Raw genomic sequence first — 15,752 nt, 5'->3', positions numbered from 1 at the left:
ATGCATGGCGCGATCGAGCGTCCCCGGTCCGACGCGGCGTCGGGCATCGAGGTCCAGGGGGTCTCCCACTCCTATGGGTCGCGGCATGGGGCGGGAGTGCTGGCGCTCGACGACATCGCCCTCGACATCCGGCCCAACGAGTTTCACGCGCTGCTGGGCCCCTCGGGTTGCGGCAAGAGCACGCTGCTCTACCTGATCGGGGGCTTCATCCCGATCCAAAAGGGCGTGATCCGCACGCGCAGCGGCCCGGTGACCGCGCCGGGCCCGGAACGCAGCATCGTGTTCCAGAACTTCGCGCTGTTTCCCTGGAAGACCGTGCTGCAGAACGTCGCCTATGGGCTGCGCAAGCAGGGCATGAACGCCCGGCAGGCCGAGGCGCGGGCGCGCGAGTTCATCGCGCTGGTGCAGCTGACGGGCTTTGAGGACGCCTATCCGTCGCAGCTTTCCGGCGGCATGCAGCAGCGCGCCGCCATCGCGCGCACGCTCGCGGTCGATCCCGAGATCCTGCTGATGGACGAGCCCTTCGGGGCGCTGGACGCCCAGACCCGGCGGGTGATGCAGGAGGAGCTGCGGGCCATCTGGCAGCGCAGCCGCAAGACCGTGGTGTTCGTCACCCACGATGTGCACGAGGCGGTGTTCCTGGCCGACCGCATCTCCATCATGAGCGCCCGGCCGGGCCGCATCCAGCACGTGATCGACGTCGACCTGCCCAAGGACCGCGGCGAGGAGATCCTGGAGAAGCCGGAGTTCCTGGCGCTGAGCGAGCGGATCTGGCGGCTCGTTCGCGAGCAGGCGGTCAGCGCCAGCCGGGGCGGCCACTGATGCGCGCCGCCGCGGTCCGGTACTCGCCCCTGCTGGCGCTGTTGCTGCTCTGGGAGGCGTTGACGCTGCTGCGCATCACGCCGCCCGAGATGCTGCCCGGTCCGGGGGCCGTCCTGGCCGCCTTGTGGGAGATGCTGCGCAGCGGGGAGCTCATCACCAACGCCGCCCGGTCCCTGAGCCGGGCCGCCGCGGGCCTTGCGGCCGCCATCGTGGTCGGCGTCGCGTCGGGGCTGTTCATGGCGACGTTCCGGCCGTTCCGGCTGCTGGTGAACCCGATCGTCCAGATCTTCTACCCGATGCCGAAATCCGCCCTCATCCCGTTGGTGATGATCTGGTTCGGGCTCGGCGACAGCTCCAAGATCTTTCTGATCTTCCTCGGCTGCCTGCTGCCGGTGATCGTCAGCACTTATAACGGCGCGCGCGGCGTCAACCACGTGCTCAAATGGTCGGCCGCGAGCCTCGGGGCCAGCCGGTGGGAGGTCCTGCGCGAGGTGGTCATCCCGGCGGCCAAGCCCGACATCCTGGCCGGATGCCGCACCGCGCTGGCCTTTTCCTTCATCCTGATGGTGAGCTCGGAATTCGTCATCGCCAAGGACGGGGTCGGCTTCCTGATCAGCTCGCTGGGCGACGGCGGGACTTACCCGGCCATGTTCGCCGTCATCCTGACGGTCGCGGCCGCGGGCTTTGCGGCCGACAGGCTCTATGCGGCGTTTTCGCGCCGGCAACTGCGCTGGAGGGAGCCGTGAGCTCGAGCGACAGCGCCCGCCCCATCCCGCTCGCCGCCGCCGGCTCCGCCAAGAGGACCGTCCTGGCGGACCTGTGGACGGCCGCCGGCGACGTCGTCGTGCAGGTCGTCGTGGTGCTGGCGCTTCTGGCCCTGTGGGAGACGGCGACGCGGCTGAAGCTCGCGCATCCGTTCCTGCTGCCGCCGCTCTCGGACGTGCTGGCGCGGCTCTGGTCCGACGCGGCGTCGGGCGCGGTCTTCGTCGATCTCGGCCTCACGCTCTACCGGGCGCTGCTCGGCTTCGGCGCAGCCGCCGCGATCGCCGTTCCGCTGGGCGTGCTGATGGCGCGCTCGGCCGCGCTGCGCTGGTTCTTCGATCCGCTGATCTCGGTCGGCTTTCCGATGCCCAAGATCGCCTTCCTGCCGATCTTCATCCTGTGGTTCGACATCTACGACACGTCCAAGATCATCATGGTGGCGTTCTCGTGCTTCTTTCCCATCGTGTCGGCGACCTTCGCGGGCACGTCGTCCGTCGACAAATGGCCGCTCTGGTCGGCGCGGGCGCTGGGCGCGAGCGAGCGGGAGACGCTGTGGGAGGTCGTGCTGCCGATGGCCGCGCCGCAGATCCTCACCGGCCTGCAGATCGCGCTGCCGGTGGGCATGATCACCACCGTGGCGACCGAGATGTTGATGGGCGGCCGCGGCATCGGCGGCGCCATGATCACGGCCGGGCGCTTCGCCGATTCCGTCGGCGTGTTCGCCGGCATCGTGGAGATCGCCATCCTGGGCTTCGTCGTCATCAAGGGGCTGGAGGCGCTGCGCGGGAGGCTCCTGGCGTGGCATCCGGAATCACGGCGCTAGGCGGGTGAGCGCGCCCGGCGTCCTGCTGGTTCCGTATGGGGCCGACCAATGGTCCCTCTCGGCGATCGACTGCGTCCGCACGCCGTCGGGGGCGCTACGGGTTTCGGCGCCCTTCCCGTGCGTGGCCATCGAGCCCGCCGCGCGGGAGCCGCTGCGGCTGAACAACGCCCCCTATGCGCTCGGGGCCGCGGCGGCGGCTGGATCGAGCCCGCTGCAGGCGCTCCGCGCGCACAGCAAGCATCTCTGCCGACCCTGGGACCGGCTCTCGCATCGGTTCGTCGACGCCTATTTCGATCACCTGGAGGCGGCCGTCGCAGCCGACATGGATGCGCTGCGGCGGCGGGCGGAGCCCTTTGCGGGGCTGTTCGCCCCGGAGGACTGGATCTACTCCGCCCCGCGCCCTCTCCCGCGCGCCCACCTGGCCGCGCCCGAGGCCGCCCCGGCCGGAACCGAAGCCGACCATGTCCAGGCGGATGTCGCGTTCTGGCTGGGCGACCGCTTCGCGGCGGCGCTCTCGACCCAGTCCGGCCTGACCCCGGCCCGCGCCCGCGCCCGGGCCGAGCGGCTGGCCCGCGCGGGCGTGCAGGTCGTCGCGTTCGGCGCGGCCGATCTCGCCCGTCCGGAGCCGCTTTTCGACGCGCTCCTGGGCGGCCCCGTCGCCCGGTTCTGGGCGGCCGAGCCCCTTCCGTGCGGACCGTTCCGGCCTCCCGCCGTCGACGCATAAAGCATGCTGCGAAAAGGTGGCATCCGGCTTTTCGCACGAAGCATGCGAAATCAAGAAACCTAGACCATGCTGTGTTTCCATCAAAACACAGCATGGTCTAGGCCGGAGACGCTACGGGGCGGGCGCCAGGGCCAGCAGGCTGTTGCGCAGCGCCGCCTCCGGGATGTTCTGGGTGATGAACACGATGCGGCTCCGCCGCTCGTCGTCGGGCCAGCGCCGCAGCGTCGCCATCGGGTGGATCAGATGCTGCACCCCGTGCACCACCACGGGCCCCGGCTCGCCGATCACGTTCAGGACGCCCTTCATTCTGAGCAGGTCCGCGCCGCGCAGCGAGGTGATGGCGGCCAGCCAGCGCCGCAACGCCGGCATCGCGATGGGCTGGTCGAGCGTCATGCAGAAGGCTCGGATGTTCGGCCCGTGGCGGTTCGGGTCGTTATGGGCGTGATCGCGCTCCCCGTGGCCGTGGTGATGCGCGTGGTCGTGCGCGTGGTCATGGCCGTGCGCGTCGAAGGCTTCGGCCGCCAGCCAGCGCTTCGCCGCCTCGGCGTCGTCGCCGGGCTCGGCCGAGCGGCTGAAGAGGTCGTCGGGCGATACCTTGCCGTCGACGACCCGCAGCATGGCCGCGCCGGGGTTGATGGCGCGCAGCCGGTTCTCCAGCGCCTCCAGCGCCGGGGCCTCCGCCAGGTCGGACTTGGTGAGCGCCAGAACGTCGGCCAGCGCGGCCTGCTTGGCGGCCTCGGCGAACCGGTCCAGCTGGGCGAGCCCGTTGACGCCGTCGACCGTGGTGACCACCGTCCGCAGCCGGAACAGCGGCGACACCAGCGGGTCCGTCGCCAGCGTCTGCAGGATGGGCGCCGGGTCGGCGAGGCCGGTCGTCTCGATCGCCACCCGCGAGAAGGCCGGGATCTCTCCGCGGTCGCGCTTGGCGATCAGGTCCATCAGCGTGTCGACGAGATCGCCCCGGATCGTGCAGCAGATGCAGCCGCTCTGCAGCACGAGCGTGTTCTCGAGCGCTGTCTCGACCAAAAGGTGGTCGATCGAGATCTCCCCGAACTCGTTGATGACGACCGCGGTGTCGGCCATCCCCGGGTCCTGCAGCAGGTGGTTCAGCAGCGTGGTCTTGCCGCTGCCCAGGAAGCCCGTGATCACCGTGACGGGGAGCGGAGCCATGGTCAGAAGGTCATCTCCAGCACATAAAGGCCGCCCGTGAACCGGTCGACCGCATAGACGATCCCGTTCTCGTCCACGAACACGTCGTTGATCTGCACGGTTCCGACGCGCGTCCCCTCGGGGGCGGGCGGCACGAAGGCGGCGACCTCCCTGGGCTGGAGCGGGTTCGTGAGGTCGTAGGCGCGCACGCCGGCGTTGAAGAAGGTGGAGAAGATCAGCGTGTCCGACTTGAACGACGTCTCGCCGGGCCTGTTCTCATGCAGGTTGTGCGAGCCGTAGCGCCCGCCCTTGTGGCCATAGGTCTCGAAGGGCGGCATCGGCAGCGTGCTGATCGGGACCAGGTTGGTCTCCACGCGCGCGTCGACGATCCAGGTCAGCTTCGGCCAGTCCACGCCGTCGTCCTTGACGCATTCGTCGGAGACGACGAGCAGGTCGCGGCTGAACAGCGGCAGCACCGTGTGGGTGAAGCCCGGATAGGGCGGGTGCGGGTTGAAGTTCGACACCACCTTCGGCGAGCCCATGTCGGAGATGTCGAGCACGAAGGCGCCGCCGTCCAGATAGCCCACATAGGCGCGGTCCGGCCGATCCGGGAACACGTTGGTGTTGTGGGCCCGAAAGCCCGAATCGATCGGCAGGCGCTTGGGCGGCGGGGCGTCGTCGCCCTCCCGGGTTCCGGGCATCCACCAGCGGCCGATCTCGACCGGCCGCGACAGGTCGCTCACGTCCAGGATGCGGTAGGGCTGGTCGTCCAGCGGGTTGCGGGGCGTGAAGTCGGCGGCCCCGCCGGCGAAATGGATGGTGCGGCCGTCCACGAACCAGACCTGGTGCACCCCGCGCGAATGCGGGCCGGAGCAGTCGAAGAAGCTGATCGACCTCGGCTGCTCGGGGACGCTGATGTCGAAGAGCTCGATGCCCGCCGGCTGCAGCCCCGGCTCGAGCACCTGGTAGGCGACCGCCATGATGTTTCCGCAGGTCTCCAGCGAGTTGGAGCGGATGCGGTTGTGCGGCAGGTCGGTCTGGACAATCACCTTCGGGCGGCTCGGATCGGTGACGTCGACGCCGGTGAAGTTCTTGGGCGGCCCCTCATGGGCCAGCCATAGGATGCGCCGGCCGTCGGGCGCCGCCTGGAGAGACATGCCTTCCCCGAGGCCGCCGAACCCCCGCAGCGTATCGTGGGCGATCAGCTTGAACCCGTGCGCCTCGTCGGCCTTCATGCGGCGTCTCCCCTGGGGCCAGGACGCTTCGGTCCGCGCCCGCCTTCTTATTTATCGAGTGTTCAATAACGCGGCCGATGGGTCAAGCGCGGCCCCGGGCTTCGCGGGCGCCGATCAGTGCAGGCGCACCGACACGGGCGCGATGGAGTCGATGAGCCCGCGCCGGGCCTCCTCGGCCTCCGCCATGGCGGACAACGCCTGCTCGCGGCTGCTGCGGCTGGAGCCGGAGATGACGACGCCCCCCAGCATGGCCGTGATGGCGAAGACCGTCAGCGACGTGTTCCAGCCGACGACGCCGACGGCCGCCAGGAGCAGCGCCGCTCCGCCGAGCGCCACCGCGCCCTTGGCGATGACGATGAGCTTGCGAGAGCGTTCGGCCGCCTCGGCCAGGCTCTCGATCCTGGCTTCCAGTCGGGCGATTTCGTCCCTCGTGTCGTCGAGGCTCATCGGCGGGCGTCTCGCGGGCGGTCCCGCCTTTCCACCACAGGAGACGGCCCCGCCGCAAGGGGCGCGGGCTCACGGATGATCGAGCGCCTGCCGGATCCAGCCCATGGGCGCCTCCGATTCCAGCAGCGCCACCGCCAGCCCCAGCGCGTCGTCGCCGACGGGCCGCCGCGACAACGCCACCGCCACGACCACGTCGCAGCGCTGGGACACCGCGACCCCGACGGCCGAGCGCGGCCCGTCGGGCGTCTCCATCACGTAGCGCCGCGCGCGGCCGGGCAGCGCGCCGATGCGGATGGGGGCGCCCGGCCCGGCGGGCCGGAAGGTCGGCGCGATCAGGTCGAGGTCGGTGACGCCGTCCACCTCGGCGTCGTCCGTCACGCCGGTCGCGCAGTTGCAGAAGCCGAGCTTCGGCCGGACATAGACGACGAGGTCGTCCCCGCAGCCCTCGCACGCGAAGGCCCGCCCGGGGGGCCAGCCGTCGCGCGGGAAGGGCCAGGCCTTCTCCGCCCAGGCGGCCTGGCCGACCCGCAAGAGAGCGGGCTCGGCGGCGGCCGTCGCCCACGCGGCCAGCAGCGCGCCGCCCGCCGCGAGCGTCCGAACCGCCGCCGCCCGCATCATCGGACTATTTCAGCCCCGCGACGCTGCGGGCGTCGCCGGTGAGTTCGAGGATGTGCATGCCCGTATTGGCGCGGTCGACGATGTAGATCAGGCCGCGGTCGTCCGTCTCGACATTGTTGGTCTGGATGGCGACCTTGCACCGGTCCTTGCCGTCGACCTTGACGCAGCGCTTGTCGGTGGCCTCCGTGACGCTCGGGATGAAGAAGCCCACCTCCTTGGGATTGTAGGGATCGCGGATGTCGAGCGCCCGCACGCCGGCGTTGAAGAAGGCGATGAAAGCCATCTTCTTGTAGAAGACCGGGTCCATGCTCTCATTTGACGAGTGCGAGCCGAAGCGCCCTCCCCGCTGGCAGAAATCGCCGGAGCTCTCCTTGGCGGTGTAGTTCGACACCACCATCGGCCGGCTCTCGACCGTGACGTCGACGAACCACACCATCTGGCGCGCCTCGTTGCACTCGTTCAGGATCGCCTCGTCGACGATCATCACGATGTCGCGCTTGCCGCCGTCCTTGTCCTTGGCGAATTCGGCCACCGGCATCTGCAGCATCGGGAAGGTGGTGTGCGCGCCGTTGAGCGACGACATCGCCATGCGGGAGATCTCCGGCGCCTTCAGGTTCTCCGGCGTCGGCTCTTTGGGCCCGTTCAGCAGCTTCTCGCGGTCGACGATCTGCAGCACCCCGCCCTTGTTGGTGCCGTAGCCGAAATAGACGCGGTTGCCCTGCGGCCCGGTCGAGATGGGACCGTGCAGCTCGGTCGGCACCGCGCCGGTGGAGCCCGGCTCCTGCCCGGGCAGGCCGAAGTCGCGGATCTTCACCGGGTGGGCCGGGTCGGACAGGTCATAGACCTGCGTCATGCGGCGGGTGCGCCAGTCCGGCGCGCCGGACACCAGGAAGGCGATGCCGGTGTCGCACTCCCACCAGCTCTTGTGGGTGTCCTTGAGGCCGGAGATCCGCGTCACCAGCGCCGGATTGGCGGGATCCGCCACGTTCCAGATCTCATGCGCCTCGCCGCCGAAGGTGCGCAGCATGTAGATGGCGGACTTGTCGCCCTTGGGCAGGGACTTGCCGTCGCAGACGCGCACCATCTGGGCCCCGCCGGCCTCGTAGGTTCCGGGCTGGCCGGGCAGGTGCTTCAGATATTTCGGATGCGCCGCGTCGGTGACGTCGATGATGGAGGTGCCGTTCGGCTCGGCCTTGCCGGTGGCCGGGTTGACGGGCGTGGGCACGTCGTCGGTGCCGCCATGATGGCCCACATAGGCGATGTAGCGGTCGCCCTGGCGCACGATCGTCGGCTGGTAGGCGCTGCGCGCCTGCAGGTCGCTGTAGCCCACCAGCTTCATGTTGGAGGCCTCGGGCGCGGCGCTCTGCGCCATCGCGGCCGTCATGGCCCAATGCGCGGCGCCCAGCGCGAGGGCTCCGGACAGGAGTATCCGCATGGTCGTCTCCTCCACCTGTTTTATCGTTGGAGGAATGTTTGCAATCGATTGCACCCCTGTCAACGGCCGGCGCCGCCCGGGGCTGCGCGCCTCCTGCATGGCAGCCGATTGGTCGCGCGGCGGCCAACATCGTGAACCGACCATGAAGAGGATGCAGAAGATCCGACCGGAGAGATTCACTTAACCTGAACAACGATTCACAGGAGGGCCATTAACCTCCGGGTCAGCCCGCGGATGCCTGAATGCTCGCACGACATGCAGTCATCGAGAGCACGGACATGGGCAAGACCGACCTTCAGACCTTCGCCGACATCGTGGCCCGCACCGGGCGCATCACCTTCGGCGACGCGCAGCGCCTGCACCGCGACGTGCTCCCCGACGGGGTGAGGAGCCGCGAGGACATCGAGATCCTGATCCGCCTCGAAGCCTCCGTGCGGCGCTACGACCGCTCCTTCGCGGGCTGGCTGGTGGCCAACGTGGTCGACTACGCGGTGTGGGGCGAGCGCCCCACCGGCGTCGTCACCGACGAGATCGCCGCCTGGCTGGCCGGCCTCCTCGACGCCGACCGCCCGGTCCTGGCCCGCATCGCCAGGGAGATCGCCCGCGAGACGCAGGAGGTGGGGGGCGTGCTGGAGGAGGCGGTTTTGCAGGATGCCGGGATGGAGGCGGCGATGGCGGCGGCGGGCGAGGTTGGCGGGAGTGAGGCGCGGGTTTGAGGGGCCGGGCTGCGGGTGAAGGCGGGAGGGGCGAGGAGTTCGCGTTCGGGTCCATCCGAAACGCGCCACAAGCGGACCTTGGGCCGGCACGCACTGAACCGCCGCTCTCGACCCATTGCGGAAGTTCAGCATCAACGGCGAGCAGTCGGCCTTCATATTCTCGATTGTATGGCTTAGCCTCGCTGCATGGGACTATTGACCTTCAGCATCAACGTCACCCTGGACGGTTGCGTCGCCCACCAGGAGGGAATTGCCGATGACGAGACGCACGCCTTCTTCACCCGCCTCATGGATGAAGTTGGAGCAATGCTGTGGGGTCGCGTCACCTACGAAATGATGGAGAGTTACTGGCCGGCAGTCGCCCGCGGCGACGCGGAGGCGCCGCGGGCGATACGTGAGTGGGCGGTCAAGCTGGAGGCCAAGCCGAAGTACGTAGTGTCATCGACGCGACTGGCCTTCCCTTGGACCAACAGTCACCACATCGGCGGAGAACTGCTCACGGGCGTGCAGAGGCTTAAGGATGCGACCCAAGACGGCGTGCTCCTCGGTAGCGGCAAGCTCGCGACCGAGCTGGACCGGCTGGATCTTATCGACGAGTACAAGTTCCTCGTGCACCCCAGGATCGCGGGCCACGGCCCGACCCTCTACCAGAGCGGGCTGCCCAGCACGCGACGGCTCGAGCTGATCTCGGCCAAGCCGCTGCGCAACGGCGCGGTTGCCGTGCATTATCGGCGCGCGCGCTGACCCAGAGCAGCCTGTTCGCGCCCAACTCGCGGGCCTGAGGGTCGTAGGAGGCCTTCTTGCCGCGCAACACGGCATATAAGCTGCTGCTGCCGTGGGAGCTCGGTTGATCTGGCCTAGGCCTTGTGGGCGATGGCGGCTTCCCACCCCATCCGGACCTTCGACGGTCGCATCTCGAATGTCTGCAAGGGGTCAGAAGAGCCGGTTGGAACGGTCTCCTCAGCGCCAGTTGACGTCGTAGAGCGGCGCAGCGTCAATGACCCCGGGTCACAGTCCTCTATCGCGCGCCAATAACCGGGACCGGCGTAGGCGTGCGCGCTTACCTCCCTCCCCTCGGCCTCCGCTGCCGCCCCCACGCCTCATCCCCGCAGGACTGCCCTCTCGCACCCGTGGGCCCGTGCCCCTAAACTCGTTCTTAACTTCCATCAGTCCATGTCTTGCCAAGTAGTATTTTGCGGGGACACCCGCCAGGGTGGCAGACCATGCGGCTGATCGTCGGCACCATCATCGTCTTCGTCTGCGTCTTCGGCAGCTACGCGGCCATGGGCGCGCATCTGGAGGTGCTGTGGCAGCCGTTCGAATTCGTCATCATCCTCGGCGCCGCGATCGGGGCCTTCATCATCGGCAACCCCGGGCCGGTGCTCAAGGCCGTGCCGTCCATGCTCGGCACGCTCGTGAAGGGGCCCAAGTATAAGCAGGCGTGCTATGTCGAACTGCTGGGCATGCAGTTCTCCATGTACAAGCTCGCCAAGTCGAAAGGCATGACGGCGATCGAGCCGCACATCGAAAACCCGCACGAGTCGACCCTGTTCAACGCCTTCCCGACTTTCGCAGCGAACCACCATGCGGTCGAGTTCGTCTGCGATTACATGCGCATGGTGACGATGGGCGCGGACAACGCCTATGAGATCGAAGCCCTCATGGACGAGGAGCTGGAGACGCACCACCAGGAGCAGGAGCGGATCGTCGGGGCGATGCAGTCGCTCGCCGACGGCACGCCGGCGCTCGGCATCGTCGCCGCCGTGCTCGGCGTGATCAAGACGATGGGATCGATCGCCGAGCCGCCGGAGGTGCTCGGACATCTGATCGGCGGCGCGCTCGTCGGCACCTTCTTCGGCGTCTTCGTCGCCTACGGCTTCTTCGCCCCCATGGCGGCGTCGCTGAAGAGCACCTTCGAGGCGGAATCCAAGTACTACCTCTCCCTCAAGGCGGGCCTTCTCGCCCATATCGGCGGCCAGCCGCCGGTGATGTCGATCGAATTCGCCCGCAAGGCGCTGTTTAGCGACGTCCGCCCGACCTACAGCGAAGTGGAAGCGGCGACCGCCGCCCTTCCCGCCACCGTCTGACCCCATCTCCAGCAGGAACCAGATGGCCAACTCCGTCCAGCCGATCATCGTCAAGAAGGTCAAGAAGGCCGCGCATGCGCACCATGGCGGAGCCTGGAAGATCGCCTATGCGGACTTCGTGACCGCCATGATGGCGTTCTTCCTGCTGATGTGGCTGATCAGCATGACGACGAAGGAGCAGAAGACCGGCCTGGCGAACTACTTCTCGCCGCCGAATGTGAGTCCCACCACCAGTGGCTCCGGCGGCATCCTGATGGGCACCGCCATCGACAAGACAGGAGCCAAGGCGACAGATTCCCGCGACACGCCGTGGAACTCGGGCCGTCCCAGCGACCAGGACGCCAGCCGCCCGACCGCCGGCGACCGCCAGTTCAGCCGCACGGCCGAAAGCGACCGCGAGGCCAGCCGCCCGGCCGCCAACATGCTGGCCAACCAAAGCGCCGCCGCCAGCATCCGGCAGGCGCTCCAGAACATGCCCGAATACGCCGAGCTGTCGCGCAACATCGTGGTCGAGCCGACCAAGGAGGGGGTGAACGTGTCCTTCATGGACCAGGACGGCCGCTCCATGTTCCCCGATGGCTCGGTCCACCCCTACGAGCGCACCCGTCGTGTGCTGGAGGCGCTCGCACCCACCCTGCGCCGGATGCAGAACCGCATGTCCGTCACCGGCCATACGGCCGCCGCGCGCCCGGGTTCGGGACGGGCCGTCGATTCCTGGAGCATCACCGCCGGGCGCGCGATCGCGGTGCGCGAGATCCTGTCGGGCGCGGGGCTGCCCAGCGACCGCTTCACCTCGGTGTCGGGACGCGCCGACACCGAGCCGGTCTTCCCCGACAATCCCTACCTCGTGGCGAACCGACGGGTGACGATCACGCTGATCAACGAGGCGCCGCCGCTGCCCCCGAGCGGCTTCAACTGACGACACGGCGGCTCGGCCGCCTCCGAGGCCGTTAGAGGTCGGGGGCAGGGGCAGACGGCCTGTTCGGACCTCCCCCTTCCCACCCCGCCCTCCCCGCGGCTACGCTCCTGCGCAGGAGGATTCCCCCATGCTCGATCACATCGGCTTTCCGGTTTCGAACTATCCCGAGGCGCTGGCCTTCTATAAGCGCGTGCTCGGCGCGCTGGGCTATGAGCTCGTGATGGAGGTCGACGCCGAGACGAGCGGCGGGGCCGCGCATGCGGGGTTCGGGCGGGACGGCAGGCCGCATTTCTGGATCACTGAGGGCACGCCCATCGTGGGGCGGCTGCATGTCGCCTTCGCGGCGGCCGATCCGACGGCCGTCGACGACTTCTACGCCGTCGCGATGGCGGCGGGCGCGACGGACAACGGCCCGCCCGGGCTGCGCCCGCATTATCACCCCAACTACTACGGCGCCTTCGTGTTCGATCTCGACGGGCACAACATCGAGGCCGTCTGCCACGACGCCGGGCGCTGAAGCGCGGCCCCGGTCACGCCCCCAGCGGCGCGGCGAGGCGCTTGGCAAGGAGGTCCCACGCGTCAGGACCTGGCAGGCCCCAGCGCAGCCAGGTCGGCTTCTCGGCGAAAGGCCGCACCAGGATTCCGCGCCGGCCCATCTCGGCGAAGAGTTCCGCCGCGCGCGGGCGCTCGGCCAGCCTGAACAGCGCCGTGCCGCCCACGACGCGCAGGCCGATCCGCTCCAGCAGCGCGTCGAGCCGCCGGCCGTCGTCGTCGAGCCGCCGGGCCGTCCCGGCCAGCCAGGCCGGATCGGAGAAGGCGCGCCGCCCGATCCGCACCGCCGGCCCGCTGACCGCCCAGGGTCCGAAGGCGGCGCGGATGCGCCCCGCCAGCGCCGGGGGCGCGATCACGAAGCCGAGCCTCAGGCCGGCCAGGCCGTAGGTCTTGCCGAAGGAGCGCAGCACCAGCGCGCCCGCCTCCGGCGCCGCCGGCGCAATGGTGGCGGCGGGGCCCATCAGGTCGGCGAAGGCCTCGTCGACGACCAGCGTCCCGCCCCGCGCCCGCATCGCGGCGGCGGCCTCCAGCAGCGCGGCGGGCGGCACATGCCGTCCGTCCGGGTTGTTGGGATTGACGACCACGACCACGTCGAAGTCCTTCGCCTGGGCGAGGTCCTCGATCGGCGCCGTCTCGGCCCCGGCGCGGGCAAAGCAGCGCGCGTGCTCGGCGTAGGCGAAGCCCAGCACGCCCACGCGCCGGGCCTGGAGCAGCCCGGGCAGCAGCTGGATCGCCGCCTGCGTGCCCGGCGCGGCCACCACCGCGTCGGCGGAGCGCGCGCCGTAGGCGCGGGCGGCGTCGGCCTCGAGCGCGGCGATCTCGCCGGCTTCGGGCAGACGGGTCCAGGCCGCCGCGTCGATGTCGCCGACCGGGTAGGCCACCGGGTTGACGCCCGTCGAGAGATCGATCCAGGGCTGAGGCGCGCCGGGAAAGCGCGCGCGTGCGGCGGCGAGAGCGCCGCCGTGGTAGAACAGCGCGCCTTCGCCGCCGGCCTGGGCCTTCTCGCGTTCCGGTCCCGCCCCGCCGCCCATCGATGACATTCCAGTCCTGCCTCATCCTCAGCCTCGCAGCGCTCGCCCTCGAGGCGCTCGTCGGCTATCCGCCCGTGGTGTACCGCGCCATCGGGCATCCGGTCACCTGGATCGGAGCGCTGATCGCGCGGCTCGACCGGGGGCTGAACCAGGATGCGGCCCCGCCGGCGCGCCGCCGCGCCGCGGGCGCGCTGGCGCTCCTGGCCGTCCTGGCCGTGTGCGGCGGCGCGGCGGCGCTGCTGCAGGGCCTTCTGGCGACGTCCTGGCTCGGGCTCGCGGCGCTGACGGCGCTCGCCGCCAGCCTGCCGGCCCAGCGCAGCCTGGACGAGCACGTCCGCGCGGTGGCGGCCGCGCTCGATGAGGGCGGGCTCGCGGCCGGCCGCAAGGCGGTGTCGATGATCGTAGGCCGCAATCCCGAGGTCCTGGACGAGGCCGGCGTGTCGCGGGCGGCCATCGAGAGCCTGGCCGAGAACTTCGCCGACGGGGTCGTCGCGCCGGCGTTCTGGACGGCCGTCGCCGGCCTGCCGGGCGGCGTGCTCTACAAGGCCATCAACACCGCCGACAGCATGATCGGGCATCGGACGCCGCGGCACGAGGCCTTCGGCTGGGCCTCGGCGCGGCTGGACGACGTCGTCAACCTCCCGGCCTCGCGCCTGTCGGCGCTGTGGCTGGTCCTGGCCGCGGCCTCCGCGCCGGGCGCGTCGGCCAGCGGCGCGCTCGCGGCCGTGCGGCGCGACGCGCGGCGCCACCGCTCGCCCAACGCCGGCTGGCCCGAGGCCGCCATGGCGGGAGCCCTCGGCCTGGCGCTGGCGGGGCCGCGCGTCTATGGCGACACGCTGGTGGATGACGCGACCATGGGCGACGGGCGCCGCGACGCGTCGGCCGCCGACATCCGGCGGGCGCTGGGGCTCTACCGGCGGGCCTGCGCCATCCAGTGGCTCGCGGCGGCCGGGCTGGCCGCGCTCCTCATCGGGCCAGGGTGAGGAGGCGCTGGAGGTCGAGATGCGCCTCCAGATGGGCCGCGAGCGCGTCGAGCGTCGCCTCCACGTCCGCCTCGTAGGCGTATCCGGACGCCGCCGCGCCCATCCAGCGCAGCCAGACGGCGCGCTGGCGGTCGTCCCCGAAAAGGCCGTGCACATAGCAGCCCCTGACGCGGCCGTCCGCCGTGGAGGCGCCGTCCGGCCTGCCGTCGGCGAAGCGCAGCACGGGCCGGGCGGCGTCCGGGCCGCAGGTGACGCCGATATGCATCTCGTAGCCGGCGAAGGGCGCGTCTTCGGCGACGCTCGCGCCAGCCACGGCCTCCAGGCGCTTCACCGAGGTCAGCGTCGTCTCGACGTCGAGCAGGCCGAGGCCGTCCACCGCGCCGGCGGGGCCCTCCATGCCGTGCGGGTCCGCGATGCGCCGGCCCAGCATCTGGTAGCCGCCGCACAGGCCCAGCACCCGGCCGCCGCGGCGCACATGCGCCCTGAGGTCGATGTCCCAGCCCTCCGCCCGCAGCGCGGCCAGGTCGGCGATGGTGGCCTTGGACCCGGGCAGGATCACCACGTCCGCGTCGGCCGGGATCGCCTCGCCGCGCCCCAGCATCAGGAGGCGCAGGCCGGGCTCGTTCTTCAGCGGGTCGAGATCGTCGAAATTGGAGATGCGCGGCAGCTTCAGCACCGCCGCCGTGACGGGCGCATCGGCGGGGCGGCGGCGCGTCTCCAGGGCGACGGCGTCCTCGGCCGGCAGCCGGCCGGCGTCCCCGAAATAGGGGATCAGCCCCAGCGCCGGCCAGCCGGTGCGCTCCTCGATCATGGCCATGCCGTCGGCGAACAGGGCGGGGTCGCCGCGGAACTTGTTGACCATGAAGCCCGCCACCAGGGCGGCGTCGTCGGGGTCGAGCACCGCGCGCGTGCCGACGATCTGGGCGAACACCCCGCCCCGGTCGATGTCGCCGACCAGCGCCACCGGGACGCCGGCCGCGCGGGCGAAGCCCATATTGGCGATGTCGTTGGGGCGCAGATTGACCTCGGCGGCGCTGCCTGCGCCCTCCACCAGCACCAGATCCGCCTCGGCGCGCAGCCGCGCGAAGCTGTCCAGCACAGCCTGCATCAGCCGCGGCTTCCAGGACTGGTACTCGCGCGCCCTGGCGTTGCCCATGACGCGGCCCTGGACCACGACCTGCGAGCCGATCTCGCTCTGCGGCTTCAGCAGCACCGGGTTCATGTGCACGGTCGGGGCGACCCCGCAGGCGCGCGCCTGCAGCGCCTGGGCGCGGCCGATCTCGCCGCCGTCGGCGGTCACGGCGGCGTTGTTGGACATGTTCTGCGGCTTGAAGGGCCGCACCGTGAGCCCGCGGTTGCGGTAGGCGCGGCAGAGGCCGGCGACGACGAGGGACTTGCCCACGTCGGAGCCCGTGCCCTGCAGCATCAGCGCCCGTGCGACGGGGCGCT

17 protein-coding genes are annotated in these 15,752 nt (G+C 70.5%); 10 read left to right on the top strand and 7 right to left on the bottom strand.

The annotated features are described in order from the left end of the window. The 4 genes from ABEG18_RS02145 to ABEG18_RS02130 are packed head-to-tail and all read left to right on the top strand — an operon-like array spanning position 1 to position 3,131. Complete coding sequence (locus ABEG18_RS02145; protein WP_406856452.1) at positions 1–822, top strand: ABC transporter ATP-binding protein; 822 nt, start codon at positions 1–3, stop codon at positions 820–822. Then, the gene (locus tag ABEG18_RS02140; RefSeq protein WP_406856451.1) at positions 822–1,568 is read left to right on the top strand and encodes an ABC transporter permease; all 747 of its coding nucleotides are present in this window, start codon (positions 822–824) and stop codon (positions 1,566–1,568) included. The genes ABEG18_RS02145 and ABEG18_RS02140 overlap by 1 nt, the downstream gene beginning before the upstream one ends. Continuing rightward, a complete protein-coding gene (locus ABEG18_RS02135; protein ID WP_406856450.1) occupies positions 1,565–2,407 on the top strand; it encodes an ABC transporter permease in 843 nt (280 codons plus the stop codon). Before ABEG18_RS02140 ends, ABEG18_RS02135 begins: the two co-directional genes overlap by 4 nt. Positions 2,408–2,411: 4 nt before the next feature. Next, complete coding sequence (locus ABEG18_RS02130) at positions 2,412–3,131, top strand: hypothetical protein (protein ID WP_406856449.1); 720 nt, start codon at positions 2,412–2,414, stop codon at positions 3,129–3,131. A gap of 111 nt (positions 3,132–3,242) precedes the next feature. Here ABEG18_RS02130 and ABEG18_RS02125 read toward each other — a convergent pair whose 3' ends face one another. From ABEG18_RS02125 to ABEG18_RS02105, 5 genes are all read right to left on the bottom strand, one after another. Then, complete coding sequence (locus tag ABEG18_RS02125) at positions 3,243–4,301, bottom strand: CobW family GTP-binding protein (RefSeq protein ID WP_406856448.1); 1,059 nt, start codon at positions 4,299–4,301, stop codon at positions 3,243–3,245. Between the two features lie 2 nt (positions 4,302–4,303). After that, positions 4,304–5,515 carry an LVIVD repeat-containing protein gene (locus ABEG18_RS02120; RefSeq protein WP_406856447.1) on the bottom strand — a complete coding sequence of 404 codons (1,212 nt, stop codon included), beginning with the start codon at positions 5,513–5,515 and terminating at the stop codon, positions 4,304–4,306. A 114-nt stretch (positions 5,516–5,629) separates the two neighbouring features. Further along, a complete protein-coding gene (locus tag ABEG18_RS02115) occupies positions 5,630–5,962 on the bottom strand; it encodes a hypothetical protein (RefSeq protein ID WP_406856446.1) in 333 nt (110 codons plus the stop codon). A 69-nt stretch (positions 5,963–6,031) separates the two neighbouring features. Beyond that, positions 6,032–6,580, bottom strand: a complete 549-nt coding sequence (locus ABEG18_RS02110) for a hypothetical protein (RefSeq protein ID WP_406856445.1) — start codon at positions 6,578–6,580, stop codon at positions 6,032–6,034. 4 nt (positions 6,581–6,584) lie between these two features. Continuing rightward, entirely contained in the window at positions 6,585–7,964 is a 1,380-nt protein-coding gene (locus ABEG18_RS02105; protein WP_406858516.1) for an LVIVD repeat-containing protein, read from the bottom strand. Positions 7,965–8,257: 293 nt separating this feature from the next. Between ABEG18_RS02105 and ABEG18_RS02100 the strand changes: the two genes are divergently transcribed. From ABEG18_RS02100 to ABEG18_RS02080, 5 genes are all read left to right on the top strand, one after another. Next, entirely contained in the window at positions 8,258–8,731 is a 474-nt protein-coding gene (locus ABEG18_RS02100; RefSeq protein WP_406856444.1) for a hypothetical protein, read from the top strand. A 186-nt stretch (positions 8,732–8,917) separates the two neighbouring features. Next, complete coding sequence (locus ABEG18_RS02095; protein ID WP_406856443.1) at positions 8,918–9,475, top strand: dihydrofolate reductase family protein; 558 nt, start codon at positions 8,918–8,920, stop codon at positions 9,473–9,475. Positions 9,476–9,954: 479 nt separating this feature from the next. Then, the gene (gene motA / locus ABEG18_RS02090) at positions 9,955–10,818 is read left to right on the top strand and encodes a flagellar motor stator protein MotA (RefSeq protein ID WP_406856442.1); all 864 of its coding nucleotides are present in this window, start codon (positions 9,955–9,957) and stop codon (positions 10,816–10,818) included. A 22-nt stretch (positions 10,819–10,840) separates the two neighbouring features. After that, positions 10,841–11,737 (top strand): flagellar motor protein MotB, encoded by an 897-nt coding sequence (locus ABEG18_RS02085; RefSeq protein ID WP_406856441.1) that lies wholly within the window; start codon positions 10,841–10,843, stop codon positions 11,735–11,737. A gap of 127 nt (positions 11,738–11,864) precedes the next feature. After that, positions 11,865–12,254, top strand: coding sequence for a VOC family protein (locus ABEG18_RS02080; protein ID WP_406856440.1), 390 nt, complete (start codon positions 11,865–11,867; stop codon positions 12,252–12,254). 13 nt (positions 12,255–12,267) lie between these two features. Here ABEG18_RS02080 and cobD read toward each other — a convergent pair whose 3' ends face one another. Beyond that, positions 12,268–13,329: a threonine-phosphate decarboxylase CobD gene (gene cobD / locus ABEG18_RS02075; RefSeq protein ID WP_406856439.1), complete on the bottom strand. Its 1,062-nt coding sequence runs from the start codon at positions 13,327–13,329 to the stop codon at positions 12,268–12,270. Here cobD and cbiB point away from each other — a divergent pair. Beyond that, on the top strand, positions 13,323–14,303 hold the full coding sequence (gene cbiB / locus ABEG18_RS02070; protein WP_406856438.1) for an adenosylcobinamide-phosphate synthase CbiB: 981 nt from the start codon (positions 13,323–13,325) through the stop codon (positions 14,301–14,303). The genes cobD and cbiB overlap by 7 nt on opposite strands. Here cbiB and ABEG18_RS02065 read toward each other — a convergent pair. Next, entirely contained in the window at positions 14,287–15,729 is a 1,443-nt protein-coding gene (locus ABEG18_RS02065; RefSeq protein ID WP_406858515.1) for a cobyric acid synthase, read from the bottom strand. The two genes, cbiB and ABEG18_RS02065, sit on opposite strands and share 17 nt — an antisense overlap. Positions 15,730–15,752: the final 23 nt, after the last annotated feature.

This window comes from Alsobacter sp. KACC 23698, from assembly GCF_045348435.1.
In the GTDB taxonomy this organism is placed as follows: Bacteria; Pseudomonadota; Alphaproteobacteria; order Rhizobiales; family Beijerinckiaceae; genus Alsobacter.
Note: the sequence above shows the minus strand (reverse complement) of the source record. Positions and strands in the feature narration are given on the sequence as shown.

What these genes read in the sequence shown, in the direction of transcription:
- ABEG18_RS02145 (WP_406856452.1), top strand. Translation starts at nt 1, where the DNA reads ATGCATGGCGCGATCGAGCGTCCCCGGTCCGACGCGGCGTCGGGCATC.
- ABEG18_RS02080 (WP_406856440.1), top strand. Translation starts at nt 11,865, where the DNA reads ATGCTCGATCACATCGGCTTTCCGGTTTCGAACTATCCCGAGGCGCTG.
- ABEG18_RS02105 (WP_406858516.1), bottom strand. Translation starts at nt 7,964, where the DNA reads ATGACGGCCGCGATGGCGCAGAGCGCCGCGCCCGAGGCCTCCAACATG.
- motA (WP_406856442.1), top strand. Translation starts at nt 9,955, where the DNA reads ATGCGGCTGATCGTCGGCACCATCATCGTCTTCGTCTGCGTCTTCGGC.
- ABEG18_RS02100 (WP_406856444.1), top strand. Translation starts at nt 8,258, where the DNA reads ATGCTCGCACGACATGCAGTCATCGAGAGCACGGACATGGGCAAGACC.
- ABEG18_RS02125 (WP_406856448.1), bottom strand. Translation starts at nt 4,301, where the DNA reads ATGGCTCCGCTCCCCGTCACGGTGATCACGGGCTTCCTGGGCAGCGGC.
- ABEG18_RS02110 (WP_406856445.1), bottom strand. Translation starts at nt 6,580, where the DNA reads ATGATGCGGGCGGCGGCGGTTCGGACGCTCGCGGCGGGCGGCGCGCTG.
- ABEG18_RS02095 (WP_406856443.1), top strand. Translation starts at nt 8,918, where the DNA reads ATGGGACTATTGACCTTCAGCATCAACGTCACCCTGGACGGTTGCGTC.
- cobD (WP_406856439.1), bottom strand. Translation starts at nt 13,329, where the DNA reads ATGTCATCGATGGGCGGCGGGGCGGGACCGGAACGCGAGAAGGCCCAG.
- ABEG18_RS02115 (WP_406856446.1), bottom strand. Translation starts at nt 5,962, where the DNA reads ATGAGCCTCGACGACACGAGGGACGAAATCGCCCGACTGGAAGCCAGG.
- ABEG18_RS02085 (WP_406856441.1), top strand. Translation starts at nt 10,841, where the DNA reads ATGGCCAACTCCGTCCAGCCGATCATCGTCAAGAAGGTCAAGAAGGCC.
- ABEG18_RS02065 (WP_406858515.1), bottom strand. Translation starts at nt 15,729, where the DNA reads ATGCTGCAGGGCACGGGCTCCGACGTGGGCAAGTCCCTCGTCGTCGCC.
- ABEG18_RS02140 (WP_406856451.1), top strand. Translation starts at nt 822, where the DNA reads ATGCGCGCCGCCGCGGTCCGGTACTCGCCCCTGCTGGCGCTGTTGCTG.
- cbiB (WP_406856438.1), top strand. Translation starts at nt 13,323, where the DNA reads ATGACATTCCAGTCCTGCCTCATCCTCAGCCTCGCAGCGCTCGCCCTC.
- ABEG18_RS02120 (WP_406856447.1), bottom strand. Translation starts at nt 5,515, where the DNA reads ATGAAGGCCGACGAGGCGCACGGGTTCAAGCTGATCGCCCACGATACG.